This window comes from Novosphingobium sp. 11B, assembly GCF_054589055.1.
Map to the genome: position 1 here is coordinate 1 of NZ_BAAILP010000099.1, position 15240 is coordinate 15240.

The 15240-nt window shown below is 66.6% G+C and carries 12 protein-coding genes; 6 read left to right on the top strand and 6 right to left on the bottom strand.

The features are described from left to right. Positions 1 to 81: 81 nt before the first annotated feature. The 5 genes from ACYPYD_RS08970 to ACYPYD_RS08990 form a co-directional block, all read right to left on the bottom strand. On the bottom strand, positions 82 to 1839 hold the full coding sequence (locus ACYPYD_RS08970; protein WP_459662849.1) for a cation:proton antiporter domain-containing protein: 1758 nt from the start codon (positions 1837 to 1839) through the stop codon (positions 82 to 84). 310 nt (positions 1840 to 2149) lie between these two features. Then, positions 2150 to 2575: a hypothetical protein gene (locus ACYPYD_RS08975; RefSeq protein ID WP_459662850.1), complete on the bottom strand. Its 426-nt coding sequence runs from the start codon at positions 2573 to 2575 to the stop codon at positions 2150 to 2152. Then, positions 2572 to 4971: a DNA translocase FtsK gene (locus ACYPYD_RS08980; RefSeq protein WP_459662851.1), complete on the bottom strand. Its 2400-nt coding sequence runs from the start codon at positions 4969 to 4971 to the stop codon at positions 2572 to 2574. Before ACYPYD_RS08980 ends, ACYPYD_RS08975 begins: the two co-directional genes overlap by 4 nt. A 227-nt stretch (positions 4972 to 5198) precedes the next feature. Next, a complete protein-coding gene (locus ACYPYD_RS08985; protein WP_459662852.1) occupies positions 5199 to 7043 on the bottom strand; it encodes a flavin-containing monooxygenase in 1845 nt (614 codons plus the stop codon). An 81-nt stretch (positions 7044 to 7124) separates the two neighbouring features. After that, complete coding sequence (locus tag ACYPYD_RS08990; RefSeq protein WP_459662853.1) at positions 7125 to 8051, bottom strand: SDR family NAD(P)-dependent oxidoreductase; 927 nt, start codon at positions 8049 to 8051, stop codon at positions 7125 to 7127. Positions 8052 to 8323: 272 nt separating this feature from the next. On the opposite strand from ACYPYD_RS08990, the gene ACYPYD_RS08995 reads away from it, so the two are divergent. The 6 genes from ACYPYD_RS08995 (at position 8324) to ACYPYD_RS09020 (ending at position 14630) form a co-directional block, all read left to right on the top strand. Further along, positions 8324 to 9916: an SMP-30/gluconolactonase/LRE family protein gene (locus ACYPYD_RS08995; RefSeq protein ID WP_459662854.1), complete on the top strand. Its 1593-nt coding sequence runs from the start codon at positions 8324 to 8326 to the stop codon at positions 9914 to 9916. Between the two features lie 12 nt (positions 9917 to 9928). Next, positions 9929 to 10342, top strand: coding sequence for an EthD domain-containing protein (locus ACYPYD_RS09000; protein ID WP_008830810.1), 414 nt, complete (start codon positions 9929 to 9931; stop codon positions 10340 to 10342). A 135-nt stretch (positions 10343 to 10477) separates the two neighbouring features. Further along, complete coding sequence (locus ACYPYD_RS09005; RefSeq protein ID WP_459662855.1) at positions 10478 to 11725, top strand: MFS transporter; 1248 nt, start codon at positions 10478 to 10480, stop codon at positions 11723 to 11725. Positions 11726 to 11807: 82 nt separating this feature from the next. Next, the gene (locus ACYPYD_RS09010) at positions 11808 to 13166 is read left to right on the top strand and encodes an aromatic ring-hydroxylating oxygenase subunit alpha (RefSeq protein WP_008830808.1); all 1359 of its coding nucleotides are present in this window, start codon (positions 11808 to 11810) and stop codon (positions 13164 to 13166) included. 125 nt (positions 13167 to 13291) lie between these two features. Further along, positions 13292 to 14206, top strand: coding sequence for a glyoxalase (locus ACYPYD_RS09015; protein ID WP_459662856.1), 915 nt, complete (start codon positions 13292 to 13294; stop codon positions 14204 to 14206). A 46-nt stretch (positions 14207 to 14252) separates the two neighbouring features. Next, positions 14253 to 14630 carry a Rap1a/Tai family immunity protein gene (locus ACYPYD_RS09020; RefSeq protein ID WP_069708341.1) on the top strand — a complete coding sequence of 126 codons (378 nt, stop codon included), beginning with the start codon at positions 14253 to 14255 and terminating at the stop codon, positions 14628 to 14630. Between the two features lie 32 nt (positions 14631 to 14662). On the opposite strand, the gene ACYPYD_RS09025 is transcribed toward ACYPYD_RS09020, so the two are convergent. Beyond that, a partial coding sequence (locus tag ACYPYD_RS09025; protein WP_459662857.1) for a hypothetical protein occupies positions 14663 to 15240 on the bottom strand: 578 nt, incomplete at its 5' end.

Sequence of the window (15240 nt, forward strand, 5' to 3'; positions counted from 1 at the left end):
TCCTGCAAGCGGGAGGGAAGAATGTTAAGTGCGGCCTCGCTCCTCCCTCCCGCTTGCAGGAGGGGCCGGGTTTGGGCTTTCCTAACGCCGATCCCTCGGCCGCTGGGTGATGATGTGTTCGCGTGCCGCACGCACGTCGCCGCCTTCGTACTGCACGGTCAGGCGTTCCTTGTCGCTCTTGCGGTACATCTGTTCGGCGCGGTCGATGTCGCCGAGCGCCACATCCAGCCCCTTGAGCGCCTTGCGCGCCAGCACCACCGCCGATTCCATCACCTCGCGCGCCATCGAGGCGATCGGCGCGTCCTTCAGCCGCACCAGCGCGCGGCGGTCGAACACGCGGGCGTGGACTTGCGCATTGGGGAACGCCTGGTGGACGGCCTGCAGGAACGGTTCGGTCAACTGGTCGCCGTCGATGCAGAAGACGATCAGTTCGGCCTCCGCCGCGCCCGCCTGGCGCAGCATGTCGATGCGGGTGCCGTCACCGAACCAGACTTGCGCGCCGAAGTCCCGCGCGATGTCGATCATCTCGATGTCGGTGTCGATCATCGTTACCGGAATGTCGGCGGCGATCAGCATCTGCGCCACCGTCTGCCCGAAGCGGCCATAACCCACGACGATCGCGTTGGCGCCGTCTTCGTGCGGGCCCTCGCGGACTTCTTTCTTGCCCTCGGGCCGTTCGCGGATGCCGCGCGTCGCCATCATCAGGAACGGCGTGGTGACCATGGAGAGAGTGACGATGGCGCTGAACAGGCTGGTTGCCTGCGCATCCACCAGCATCGCATTGCTGGCCTGCGCGAACAGGACGAAGGCGAACTCGCCTCCCTGGCTCAGCAGCAGGCCGAGCGCCAGCGCGCTGCGCCACTCCATGCGGAAGGCGAGGCCGAGCAGAAAGATGATCCCGCCCTTCACCACGATCAGCGCCAGTGCCATCGCCATGACGAACAAGGGGCGTTCGGCGATGGCCGAGAGGTCCAGCATCATGCCCACCGACATGAAGAACAGGCCGAGCAGGATCGCGCGGAACGGTTCGACGTCGGCCTCGAGTTCGTGGCGATAGGGCGAATCCGCCAGCATGACGCCGGCGATGAAGGCGCCAAGCGCGGTCGAAAGGCCGAGCGCCTGCATCAGCGCGCCCGAGGCCATGACCGTGAACAGCGCGGCGAAGACGAACATTTCGCGCTCGCCGAGGTTGCCGATCAGGCCGAACAGCGGCCGGATGACGAAGCGCCCCGCGAGGATCAGGCCGACGATGGCGGCGACCGTCTCCAGCCCCAGCACCCATCCCGGCGGGCCGGAAGGCAGCGCCGGATTGCGGTTCATTGCCGCGATGATGGTGATCAGCGGGATGATCGACAGGTCCTGGAACAACAGGATCGCGAAGGATCGCTCGCCGAACGGGGTGTGCAGGCGCCCGGCGCTCTGCAGCATCGGCAGCACCTGCGCGGTGGACGACAGCCCCAGCGGCAGACCCAGCGCCAGCGAGGCCTGCAGGCTGAAGCCGGTGAAGAAATAGATGACGGCCGAAACCGCCAGCCCGCACAGCACCACCTGCAGCAAGCCCAGCCCGAAGATCTCGTGCCGCATCTTCCACAGGCGCGCTGGCGCAAGTTCAAGGCCGACGATGAACAGCAGCAGGGTGATGCCGAGTTCGGCGATCCCCATCTTGCTCTCCGGGTCGCCGACGAGGTTCAGGACGTAGGGGCCGAGCACCGCTCCGGTGGTGAGAAAGCCCAGCGTCGCACCGATTCCCAGCCGCCGGAACAGCAGCACGAAGCCGAGCGCGGTTCCCAGCAGGAAAAATCCGTCGCGCAGCAGGAATGCCTGGGCATGTTCTTCCATCGGGGCCTTTCGAGGGTATTGCGTGGGGGAGGCGCGACCGTCTTAGCGGCGGCGTACGCCGGGGCCAACCATACAATGGTGGGGATGTTGTCGCATCAGGTAGGTGCCGTCGGCGGGGGCTTCGACAAGCTCAGCCTGAGCGGGATTGGGAGTACGATGCCATTTGATCAAACCAATCCCTCGTCATTGCGAGCGCAGCGAAGCAATGACGAAGCAGAGAAAGTCTCAATCTTTGGAAAGCATGCTCTGAAATCCGCTCAGGCTGAGCCTGTCGAAGCCCCCGCCCTCCAGAACCACGCCCGCGTCGCAGTTACCGCGGCAATATGCCCTGACACACGTAGCGGATGACCAAGCCGTCCTCGTTGTCCCAGCGCACCCGCTGCGTCGCGCCCGGCGTCGCCGAGCCGCCAAGCGGCGCGCCGCCCGGATTGAGCACCTGCCATTGCTCCACCCGCGTGGTTCCTGCGGTGCAGTTCACGCTGCGCAGCATGAACTGCATGGTGCCGCGCGGCATCTGGCCTTGTGCCTTGGTCAGTACGTCCAGTTCGCGGAAGGTGCGGCCGAGACCGCCCGCCCTCATGCTCGCCGTGTCGATGCGGACGCTGCGGCCCACGGCGGTCTCGACCTCCTGCTTGAACACGCGCACCCAGTTGCCCGAGGTCGCGGTGAGCGTCGATGTCGCCGCGACGGAAACCACGGGGGCACCGGCCAGCACCAGCGCGACGAGGAGCCTCAAAGCGGGCTCCCGTTCTCGTCGCGGTAGATGTCGCGGCGGCCGACGTGGTTGGCGGGGCCGACATAGCCGTCCTGCTCCATGCGCTCGACCCATTTGGCGGCGGTGTTGTAGCCCACGCCCATCTGGCGCTGCAGCCACGAAACCGAGACCTTCTGGTTCTCGAACACCAGCTGGCAAACCTGGCGGTACTTGCGCTCGTCGGGCTGGTCCGAGGCCGTCGCGTCGAGGTCGTCGAAACCGAAGCTGCCTTCCTCGGGCTCGTTGGTGACGGCGTCCACGTAGTCCGGCTTGCCCTGCGAGCGCCAGTACGTGGCGACCTGCTCGACTTCCTCGTCCGAGACGAAGGGACCGTGGACGCGCTTGATGGGGTCGGAGCTGGGCTTGTAGAGCATGTCGCCCTTGCCCAGCAGCTGCTCCGCGCCCTGTTCGCCAAGGATGGTGCGGCTGTCGATGCGGCTGGTCACGGCGAAGGACACGCGGGTCGGCAGGTTGGCCTTGATGACGCCGGTGATGACGTCGACCGATGGACGCTGCGTCGCCATGATCAGGTGGATGCCCGCCGCGCGGCTCTTCTGGGAGAGACGCTGGATGAGAACTTCGATTTCCTTGCCGACGGTGACCATGAGGTCGGCGAGTTCGTCGACAATCAGGACGATCTGCGGCAGCGCCTCATAGTCGAGCTGGCGGTCCTCGTAGAGTTCCTCGCCCGTCTCGGGGTCGAAGCCGATCTGGATTCGGCGGCCCAGCGGCTTGCCCTTGGCGGCGGCGGTGCGGACCTTCTCGTTGAAGCTGGCGAGGTTGCGGACCGAAATCTCGCTCATCTGGCGATAGCGGCGCTCCATTTCCTCGACCGCCCACTTGAGCGCGCGGATCGCCTTGGGCGGTTCGGTGACCACGGGCGAGAGCAGGTGCGGGATGTCGTCGTAGCTCTTGAGTTCGAGAACCTTGGGATCGACGAGGATCAGGCGACACTGCGCAGGCGTCAGGCGGTACAGCAGCGACAGCAGAATGGCGTTGAGACCGACGGACTTGCCCGAACCCGTCGTACCGGCGACGAGCAGGTGCGGCATCGTCGCCAGATCGGCGACGACCGGTTCGCCGGCGATGTCCTTGCCCAGGATGATCGGCAGCATGCCCTTGTGGTGGGCAAAGGCTTCGGACGCGACCATCTCCTTGAAGGAGACCATCTGGCGGTTGGCGTTGGGCAGTTCGATGCCCATGACCGTGCGGCCGGGGATCGAGGACACGCGGGCCGAGATCGCCGACATGTTGCGGGCGATGTCGTCCGCCAGACCGATGACGCGGCTGGCCTTGATACCGGGCGCCGGTTCCAGTTCGTACATCGTGACGACCGGGCCGGTGCGCACGGCGGTGATCTCGCCCTTGACGTTGAAGTCGTCGAGCACCGTTTCCAGCAGGCGCGCGTTGCGTTCCAGGCTGAGCTTGTCAATCTTGGGCTGCGAATTGGGCGCGGGGTCGGCCAGCAGGTCCAGCGAGGGCAGTTCGTACTTGTCGAACATGTCCTTCTGGCGGCTGTCCGAGCCGAACTGCGCGGGGATCGGCGCCGCCTTGGGGGCGCTGATCTCGGGCGCCTTGCGGGCAGGCGCAGAGGCGGCTGCGGGCATTTCGGCGGCGCGCAGCGGGGCTTCGGCCTTCTCCGGCTGTTCTGCGCGCTCGGCCCTGGGTTGCTTTTCCTTGCCCGGCTTGAACGGCAGGTCTTCGGCGGACGGGAGGCTGATCGGCAGACGGCCGATGCGGCCCGGCAAGGTCAGCAGGCGCGCCCAGTCGAAGGCGAAGACGCGGCCCGCCAGCACGAGGCCGAGGCCAAGGCAGATCACGGCCAGAGCGAACTTGATCCCACCATGCGCCGCCTCGGGCGCGAGGCCCGCCAGCGCGGTGATCGCCTTGGCGCCCAGCAGCCCGGAAATGCCGCCCATCGAGGCGGGCAGGGTGCCGCCCGGCTTGGTGAACCACAGCGAGAGAACCGTGGCGATCAGCAGCATCGACAGAGCCAGCACCCCGACCGGCACCCACCAGCGCTGGTCGGTATGCTCGACCTCGCCGTCGTCCTCCTCGACCAGCAACCACAACTTGCGGCCGAAGACGTAGAGCAGCGGCACGAACAGCGCGGAAACCGGCCCGAACAGGAACAGCGCGCGCTCGGCGGTCCAGGCGCCGGTCACACCCATCCAGTTCTGCACGTCGCCGCCCGCGGCGGTGGAGGTGGAGGGGTCGGTCTGGTGGTAGCTCACCAGCGCGAGGGCGAGGAACACCATGCCCGCAAAGAGCACCAGCGCGCCGGACAGCTCTCCGGCACGGCGCAGCGAGCGCTTGAGTACGGCGCGCCAGTCCGGCTTGGCGATACGCCGACCGGGCGCGATGGGGCGGGTGGCCATTAAAATTTCCCTCGGGGTTTCCGGGGGCGATTATGCGTTCGCGGGGGACTCCGCGTCAAGAATGGACCGGGAACAGGGCTGTGGAGGCCGGTGAGCCGCATCGTCGCCGGGACCGGTGGCTGTCTTCAGGTGTGAGCCATCAGCCGGGCACGCTGACGTGAGGTGGGCGGTTCATGGCCAGCGGTCCCGGATCAAGTCCGGGACGACGGGATCAACCGCCTCTCACTTCAATTCACCGGCTCACGCGCCTCGAACGCTACGCCCGGCAGGTCGGGCGACAGGCGCCAGTCGGCCAGCATGTCGCGCCAGGCATCCCAGCCGGGCAGATAGCCCTTGAACAAGGCCCACTTCAGTTCCTTGTCGCCCTCGTTGTTGAAGTAGCTGGGCGTACACCCTTGCTGGAACTCGGACATGTCGACCTCGTTGGCGCGGCAGTGCGCGACGTAGCCGGCGACGCCCTCGGCGGTGGCGCAGAACTTGTCGGCACCGCGCCGCACGGTTTCGCCGATCATGAAGGCGAGGTGCTCGGCCTGACGCCCGAACTGCTCGGTGGTGCTCGAATTCGTCGCACCCTGGATGTAGCCCATGTAGAACATGCCGGGGAACTTGTCGGTGGTGACGCCGTGGAGAGTGGCGGGGCCGTTCTCCCAGTGGTCGTAGATCGACAACCCGTTCTCGCCCTCGACGGTGGCGATGCCCCAGCGGCGTTTCAGGTCCGACGTCACCTCGAAGCCGGAGGCGAAGATCATCAGGTCGACTTCGTACTCCACGCCGTCGGCGACAAAGCCCTTCTCGGTCATGCGCTCCACGCCCTGCGTGGCGGAAACGTCGATGAGCTTGACGTTGGGCTGGTTGAAGGTGGGGTAGTAGTCATTGTTAGACAGTGGCCGCTTACACATGAAGCGGAACCACGGCTTGAGGCTTTCAGCGGTTTCCTTGTCCTCGACGATCGCATCGACGCGGCGGCGCAGGCGTTCCATGACCTGATAGTCCACCACGTCGCGCCGGGCCATGATCTCGCCGATATCGAGTTGCGGGAAGCCGTCCGCTTCCAGCTCGAGGTTCAGGTTGCGGCTGATCTCGGTCCAGATGTCGCAGATCTGGTCGGGCTCGCCGGGCAGGAAGAACGCTTGCGCGCCCCGATGGAAGTTCGCCATGCGCTCCTGCTGCCAGCCGGGCTGGAGCGAGGCTGCCCAGTCGGGATCGGTCGGCGGATTGGGCCGCTCGTCGATGTTGGAAGGCGTGCGCTGGAGCACGTAGAGCTGCTTTGCATACTTGCCCAAGTACGGCACCGCCTGGACCGAGGTGGCGCCGGTGCCGACGATGGCGACGCGCTTGTCACGCAGTTTTTCCAGCTCGGGTGCGGTCCACGATCCGCCGCTGTAGTCGTGCTCCCAGCGGCTGGTGTGGAACATCTTGCCCTTGAAGTCGTGGATGCCGGGGATGCCGGGCAGCTTGGGCATGTTCATCACGCCGCCCGCCATGACCACGAAGCGCGCGCGGATGTCGTCGCCGCGATTGGTCCTGACGTGCCAGCGCTTGATGGATTCGTCCCAGACGATCCCTTCCACCAGCGTGTGGAACAGCGCCTTGTCGGCCAGCTCGAAATCCTCGGCCATCTTCTGGCAATAGGCCTGGATTTCCCAGCCGTCGGAGAACTTCTTCGACGGCATGTAGCCCGTCTCTTCGAGCAACGGCAGGTAGCAGTAGGCGTCGTTGTCGCACTGCACGCCGGGATAGCGGTTCCAGTACCATACGCCGCCGAAACCGCCCGCATGGTCGATGTTGCGCACGTTGGTCACGCCCTGCTTGCGCAAGTGATAGCCCGCAAGGATGCCCGAGAACCCGGCGCCCAGGATCGCCACGTCGATGTCCTCGACCAGCGGCGCGCGCTCGGCAACGGGCGTGAAGGGATCATGGGCATAGTTGTCCGAGAAGTCCCCGGTCGGGCGCACGTACTGCTCGCCGCCCTCGCGGCGCAGGCGCTTGTCACGCTCGGCGAGGTACTTCGCCTTGAGCGCCGGAATGTCGAGTTCGTCCGGCGCGGGCACGTCGGTTTTTAGGCAGGTCATGTCCAATCCCACTTCGTTCGAGGGCGCTGATCTGTGAGTGGCGGTGGCTCGCACGGCAGTATAAGTCAACAGTGGTGTTGATTATTGCGCCTCGGCGATTTCGGAACGCGCCATGGCGAAGCTGTAGCCGAGGTGTTCGATGTATCCGTGCAGGCCGAGATCGAGCAGGCCGTCCTTGTCGTGCCATGCCTCGGTCGCGCTGCCGACGTCCTCGATCGTCCAGTGCGGGCGGTAGGTGCCGACGGTCTCGGCGATGAACATGCGCGAGATGCGACCCGCCATCGAAGACACCATCTCCCCCGAGACCGAGCAGCTTTCATGGCACAGCCAGCCCACCACCGGGGCGACCAGTTCCGGTCCCATCGGCGGATACTGCGAGATGTCGAGGCCGTCGGCCATGCGGGTGACTGCGCCGGGAGCGATGATGTTGCACTTCACCCCGTGCGCCTCGCCCTCCAGCGCGGCGATGTTGTTGAGGCCGATCATGCCCGACTTCGAAACGCCGTAGTTGACGCAGTTGACGTTGCCGTAGGCGCCGCCGATCGAGCTGGTCAGCACGATGCGCCCGTAGCCCGCGTCGCACATCGGTCCGAACGCCGCCTGCACGACGTGGAAGGCGCCGAGCAGGTGGACGTCCACCACCGCGCGGAAGTCCTCGTAGGGGATGTCGCGGATCGATCCGTAGCGGACGTTGCCCGCATTGTGGATCAGCACGTCGATGCGGCCCCAGGTGTCGAGCGCGGCCTGGACGATGGCGCGGCCGCCTTCCGGCGTAGCGACGGTATCGGCGTTGGCGATCGCGTCGCCGCCCGCCGCGACGATCTCATCCACCACGCTTTGCGCGACGCTTGTATCCGGTCCATCCCCGCGGATCGCTCCGCCCAGATCGTTGACGACGACCTTGCAGCCGCGCTCGGCGAGCAGCAGGGCATAGGAGCGGCCGAGGCCACGGCCACCGCCAGTGACTACCGCGACGCGGCCGTCGAAACGCAGTTCAGGGGTAGGCATGGGGACTGTCCTCTCTCGGGGCGAGCGCGTCCGCCGGGAAAACCGGCGGCGTTCGGGGCTCGGCGTTCCGGTCGGGGCGCGTCTCAATGGGTTATTCGGTCTGGTGGACGAATATCTGCACGCAGCCGCGCTTGGCAACGACGGGCACGTCGCTCAGGCGATGCTGTGTCTGAAGCCTGACGGAGACAGGCACATCGCGTTGCGCGCATTCGCGCCCGCCTATACCGTCCGGCCAAAGATCTGGCAACGCGCCAGAGGAGAGGGATGTATACATGCTGGAAGCCGCTGGCCGTAATGCCAATGCGATAACCGCGAAGCCTGGCGAGGGCTGGGGCCTGCACCGCATGACCCCGGCGAGCCGCCTCAACGGCGCCAACGGCATCCGCGCCGGTGGCGATGGGCGCATCTACGTGGCGCAAGTGGCGGGCAGCAAGGTCAGCGCGATCGACGTCGACAGCGGCGCGATCGAGACGATCAGTGCCAATGGTGGCGGCATCGTCGGCCCGGACGACCTCGCCTTCGACGAGGCGGGCAACCTGTATTGCACCGAGATCACCGAAGGCCGCGTCTCGATGATGACGCCCTCGGGGCAATACCGGGTGATCCACGGCGACATGCCGGTGGCGAACCCGATCACGTACCATCAGGGCCGCCTGATCGCGGGCGAACTGCGCATCGGCGGGCGCATCATGGAACTCGACCGCGACGGCGGCGCACCGCGCGTCATCTTCGAGGGGGTGCCGATGGCCAATGCCTTCGAGGTGGGCCCGGACGGCAAGCTCTACTTCCCGGCTCAGGGCGCGAACGAGATCTGGCGCATCGGCCTCGACGGCGGCGAGCCGGAGGTCGTAGCGAGGGACCTCGGCGTGCCGGATTCGGTGAAGTTCCACCCCGACGGCTCCATCATCTCCACGCAGGTCTATTCGGGGCAAGTGCTCAAGATCGACCCGCGCACCGGCACCAAGACGGTGCTGGCCGACATCGGGCCGGGGCTCGACAACGTGGCCTTCGTGAACGGGCGCACGTTCGTCAGCCACATCAACGGCTCGATCACCGAGATCACCGCGCCGGGGCAGACCCGGCCGCTGGTGGAGAAAGGGCTGCAGTGGCCGCTCGGCCTCGCGGTCGATGCCAACGGGCACGTTTTGGTGGCGGACGGCGGGTTCACCTACCTGCTGCGCCCCGGCGAGCCGTTGCAACTGGCGGGCATGCTGTTCTCGCCCGGCTTCCCCGGCTGGGTGCGCGACGTCGCGGCGAGCGGCCCCGATGAATGGATCGTCACCACCGCCAACGGCGACGTCGCCCGCTGGAACCCGGCGGCGGCGACCAGCGAGGTGCTGACGAGCGGCCACGACCTGCTGATGGGCGTTGCCGTCACCCCCGGCGGCGTCGTCTTCGGCGAGTTCGGCACCGGCAAGGTCCATGCGATCGAGGGCGGCAACGTCGCCGAACTGGCCAGCGGCCTCGACCGGCCGATGGGCGTCGCGGTGTCCGACGCCGGCACCGTCTACGTCGCCGAAAGCGGTGCGGGCCGCGTGGTGAAGCTGGTCGGCGGGCGCAAGGAAGTGGTGCTCGACGGTCTCGCCCGGCCCGAGGGGCTGGCCATCGCGGGCGGCACGCTGTTTGTCGCCGATCCGGGCGGGAATGCGCTTGTCGCCAGTGATCTGGCGGGCGGCGCGCGCGAGGTCGTCGCCAGTGACTTGCCGATGGGCGGGCCGGGCGGGTTGCAGCCGGTACAGCTTGGCGGCGTGGGCGACATGTGCGGGCCGATGAACACATTTACCGGCGTCGCCGTGGCGCCCGACGGCACCGTCTACCTCTCCGCCGATGCCGAGGGCAGCGTCCTCGCCCTTCGCCGTCTCTAAGGGGGCCTTCCGATGCTCAAGCAGATATGCTTCTTCCGCAAGCGCTCGGACATGACCATGGACGAATTCATGGACTACTACGAGAACCAGCACTCGCAGCTGGCGAAGAAGTCCGGCGCCAAGCCCGCGATCCCCAATGCGGTGCGCTATGTGCGCCGCTATCTGGTGCCAGAGAAGAACCCCATCACTGGGCAAATCCACGATCCGGGCTACGACTGCATCATGGAAATCTGGTGGAACAGCCGCGAGGATTTCGAGCGCTCGCAGGCGATCATCGCCTCGCCCGAACGCCTGCCGATGACCAGGGCGGATGAGGAAAAGCTCTTCGCAAGCCACGACAACCCGGTCGTGACCTGCATCGAGTACGATTCGCCGATGGGTCCGAACGGCGAGGCGACGCATGTGGACTTGCGCTATGAGGGGTGACCCCGCTCGTCGTCCCGGACTTGATCCGGGACCAGTGGCTGTCTCTAGCCGCGCGCCATCGGCAAGGCGCCCCCACGCGAGGCTGCGCCTCACGACCGGCCCGCGGTGCCGGGTCGAGCCCGGGACGACGTGAGCATGCACGCCCCCACATCTCCAACCGCTCGCGACGAATGGCGCGCGCATCCGCTGCTGCCGGTGGCGGCGGGACTGGGCTATGCCACCAGCGTCATCCACATCTACGGCATCGGCCCGTTCTACGGCCCTGTCGCGACCGAGTTCGGCTGGAGCCGCACCGAAGTCACCTTCGGCCTGACGCTGGCGACGCTGGTGCAGGCGGTGGGCGGCGTGTTCATCGGCCTCGCGGTCGACCGCTTCGGCCCGCGCCGGTTCGGGGTGATCGGGCTGGTGCTGCTGGGCATCGCCTTCGCCCTGCTAGGCACCGCCGACGGATCGCTGCTCAACTGGTATCTGCTATGGGGTCTGGTCGCGCTGGCGGCACTGCCGGTCCAGGCATCGGTATGGACGAGCGCTGTTGCCTCGCGATTCACGGTATCGCGTGGGATGGCCTTTGCGGTGACCTTGTGTGGAGCCTCCATCGCCGCAGGGGTGTTCCCGCCAATGGCGACCTGGCTGATCAGCGGGCTCGGCTGGCGCGGGGCCTTCCCGGTGCAGGCGGCGATCTGGCTGGGCGCTGCGTTTCCTGTGATCTTCGTTTTCTTCCACGGCCGCTATGACAAAGGCCGCAAGCAGAAGGCACAGGACGCTGCGGCTCGCCCCGCAGACCTGCCCGGCGCCAGCTTGCGCGATGGGATGACCTCCAGCGTCTACCACCGCCTGTTCATCGCCTGTCTGCTGTTCACCTTCACGGTGATCGCGCTGGTGGTTCACTTCACCGCGATTCTCGGCGATGCCGGGGCAAGCCCGATGATGGCCGCCGCGATCGCCTCGTTCGTAGGCTGGTTCTCGCTGGCCGGGCGGCTGGGGACCGGAGCGCTGCTCGACCGGCTCCCCGCCTCGCTGGTGGGCGCGGCGGTGTTTATGCTGCCGGTCCTAGGCTGCCTGCTGCTCCTGCTCGGCGGCGGATCGCTGTGGGCGATGGGTGTGGCCTCGGCGCTGATCGGGCTGACGCTGGGGGCGGAGATCGACGTTGTCGTCTACCTGCTCACCCGGCATTTCGGGCTGCGCAACTTCGGGGGGCTCTATGGCGGGCTGCTGGCGGCGCTGTCGATCGGCACGGCCACCGGGCCGCTCGCCGCCGCGCAGTTCTACGACCGGACCGGCAGTTACGCGGGCTTTCTGTGGCTGGCGCTCGCCTTCATGGCCGCGAGCAGCGTGGCGATCGGCACGCTGCCAAGGGGCAAGGCCGCCTATGCCGCACATTGAAGGAACGCCCGGGCGGTTTGCCCCGCCATGCCGATAATGAGATAACGGCCGCAAACCCGAACAAGCAGGAACGAGGATATCCATGGGCGAAATCGGCAAGATCGTTCAGGCGCCCGAAGAACTGGTCGCGCCGGTCAACGTGCCCGCCGAGGCTTACGTCTCCCCCGAATACGCGCGTGCCGAAGTGGACAAGCTGTGGCGCAAGGTCTGGCTGCAGGCCGGGCGGGTGGAGGACATCCCCGAGGTGGGCGACTTCATCACCTTCGATATCGTCCACGACTCGGTCGTCATCGTGCGTGCTTCGGCGGACGACATTCACGCCTTCCACAACGTCTGCCCGCACAGGGGCCGCAGGCTGGTCGATACGCCTCCCGGCCAACGCAACGCGCGCGGCAATCGCAAAACGTTGATCTGCGGCTATCATGGCTGGACCTTCGGCCTCGACGGCGCAAACTCCTATGTCGAGCATCAGGACGACTGGCAGGGACATCTTTGCGCGGGCCGCGCCGATCTGGGCAAAGTGCGGGTGGAGACGTGGGGCGGCTGGCTGTGGATCACGCTCGACCCCGAGGCGATGCCGCTGGCGGAATACCTTAGTCCGGCCGCGACGATGCTCGATCCTTACGGCCTCCAGAACATGCGCCCGCGCTGGCGCAAGTGGGTGGTGTTCGAATGCAACTGGAAGGTGGCGATGGAGGCCTTCTGCGAGACTTACCACGTCTCCACCACACATCCCGAATTCATGGAGTTTGGCCAGTTCCGGGGCTGGGCGCGCAATCAGGGCCTGCATTCTAACATCGGCTACGAGGCGCCGAAAGGTCAGGAGGAGGACTCCGGCAAACTGCGCCTCGGTGCCGGCGAAGACCCGCGCCTGACCACGGCGGATATGCAGAACTTCACCTGGGCCAATGCCAATACCAACACCACGATGACGCTGGTGGGCGTGGCCAACCGGCTCCGGGACGAGCTGCCCGAAGGCACCCCGGCGGCGGAGGTTTCCAAATACTGGATCCAGACCGCCAAGGCCGAGGACGCGGCGCGCGGCGTCGTCTGGGCGCAGGTCGATCCGCTCCATACCGCACAGGCGGGGACGGCCTGGCAGATTTTCCCGAACTTCCAGATCGGCCATGCGGTCAACAACATGCTGTGCTACCAGGCGCGGCCCTATGGCACCGATCCGGACAAGTGCATTTTCGAGGCGGCCGTTTACGAACTCTGGCCTGAGGGGCAGGCCCCGCAGACCGACTGGGAATACACCGAGCCCGCCGACTGGCCGCCGGTGTTGCAGCAGGACTTTGCCAACATGGCGGCGGTGCAGCAGGGGATGAAGAACGTCGGCTTCCGGGGGGCGCAGCCCAATCCCTACATGGAACGCTCGGTCGCCTCGCTGCACATGAACCTTGCGAAGTTCATGGGGACAGGCGCGCCCAAGACGTACTGAGGTGTAACCCGAGCGGGCTTCGACAAACTCAGGGTGAGCGGGGGGAATCTAAAGCCCTCAACCCGCTCAGGCTGAGCTTGTCGAAGCCCGTGCGCGCGATACGCGGCAAAGGGAGGAAACAGGCCATGCAATTCCCTCTCGTCCACGTCAGCTGGGCGTTGGCCGATAACGCGCAGCGCCCGGCTTGCGACGCCTTCTTCCGCGAGGTGTTCGGCGCGCAGACCGCCTACGAGATTCGCGTCACGCCCGAGACGGAAAAGCTGGGCCTCGACCGCGAGGAATCGCTGCTGATGATCGGCGATACCATGGTCATCCCGATCGCGCCCGCGGGCCGGGGCGCCGAGAAGGGCAACCCGCTGGGCGACATGCTGCGCCGCTCGGCCGCGCCGGGCCGCTGGATCGGGCTGGCGCTCAAGGTCGGTGATCTGGCGCAGGCGGACGCCTGGTTCGCCGCGCGCGGTTTCAAGCGGTTCTACGATCCGGGAATGGAAGCGTACTATTTCCTCGTACCCAAGGGGCAGATGCTGGGGATGCGGCTGGAAATCGTGAAGCAGGACATGCCTAACGATCCGCGCCGTGATCCGGCATGGTTTCCGGCGAAGGACGATCCGCTCGGCATCGAGGGCCTGCAGGCGGTGGGCGTCAGCACGCCCACGCTGGCAGAGGCGCAGGCGCTGTTCGCGGACAAGCTGGGATGCAAGGACCTCGGCGGACGCGATCTTCCCGAAGCGCGCTGCGCAGCTTTTGCCATGGGTGACACTGTGCTGGAAACGCTGGAAGGCGCGCCCGACTCCGCCGCCGCACACCACGCTGCGGAGGTGAAGGGGATCTGCCACCTTGTGTTCAAGCTGCGCGATGCGGCGGCGGCGGCCGCTAGGCTGCGCGGTCAGGGTCTGCCGCTGATCGGTGAGGTGGAAGACCGCTTCGCCATTCATCCCGACGCCGCGCACGGGCGCCTGATTTGGCTGACCGGAGTGACGCCGCCGGGCTATCCCCCGCCCGGCTCGCGGCTCGGAACGGGTATCGCCTTGCCGCGTTGATGGCCGCAGGCGGCAATGGGCCGTCATGACTCGGAGATGAAGGGCGATGAAGTCCGGAAAGTCAGTCTGCCTGATGGCGGCAGCGGTGCTGGGTGCGGGAGTTATGCCGGTCCCGGCCGAGGCCAGCTTCTATTCCGGCGAGGAGCTTCTCAAAGTCTGCACCGCGCAGCGCGGCAGCGCGGCCTATGTCGAGAACACCTACGAATGCATCGCCTACATCACGGGTAGCGTCGATGCCTTCAACACGTATCGTCGCACCATCAGCATGAAGAGCTGCATCCCCGAGGACGTGACAATCGCCCAGCTTCGCAGGGTGACGGTGGCTTATCTGCAGGATAATCCGGGCAAGCGCGAGGAGGCCGGATCGGCACTGGTCTTCGCCGCGACGCGTCAGGCTTGGCCCTGTGCCAAAAAGGCAAGGTAGCGGGCGCGCCGATCGATTTGCTTCGTCCGGGATCAGCCCCCAGTATTCGCGAAGGACTGCAGGCGGATGCGCGGGAACACCTCTTGCAGCGGCTTCACGTCGGGGGTGACGTAAACGTAGCCGCCTTTCTTGCGGAATAGCGGGCTGATCGTCTTCGTGTAGAATGCGATCGGCACGTTGATGCAGCCGAAGGTGATGCGGTTGTCATCGCTGGTGGGAGAGAGCATCCGTTCGCGGCGCTTTTCCTTGGGCTTGCCGGGGCGGGGAATGGGATGAAGCGCCACCGAGGTGGCGTAATCCACCCACAGGACCCGCGTGTTGCCCGCCGCCACGCCGAACCGGGCAAGAAACCTCCCGGCAGGCGTCGTCTTTTCGGCGGGACCGATTTCCGACAGGTTCTTGCTGCCGATACCCGGACTCGCATCGTCTCCCGGCGCTATGCCGAGGAGGACGGGAACCTGCCCGAGCTTCTTGCCCTTCGCGTCGAACAGCAGCAGCGCTGCCGCCTTCTTGTCGACGATCGCGTAGGGCAGGGCGTTGTTATCTCCCGACGCGGCGATCCAGTCGGCGACGCGGGTGGCGTCTTGCGGCTGGATCGCCGGGCTCGGGT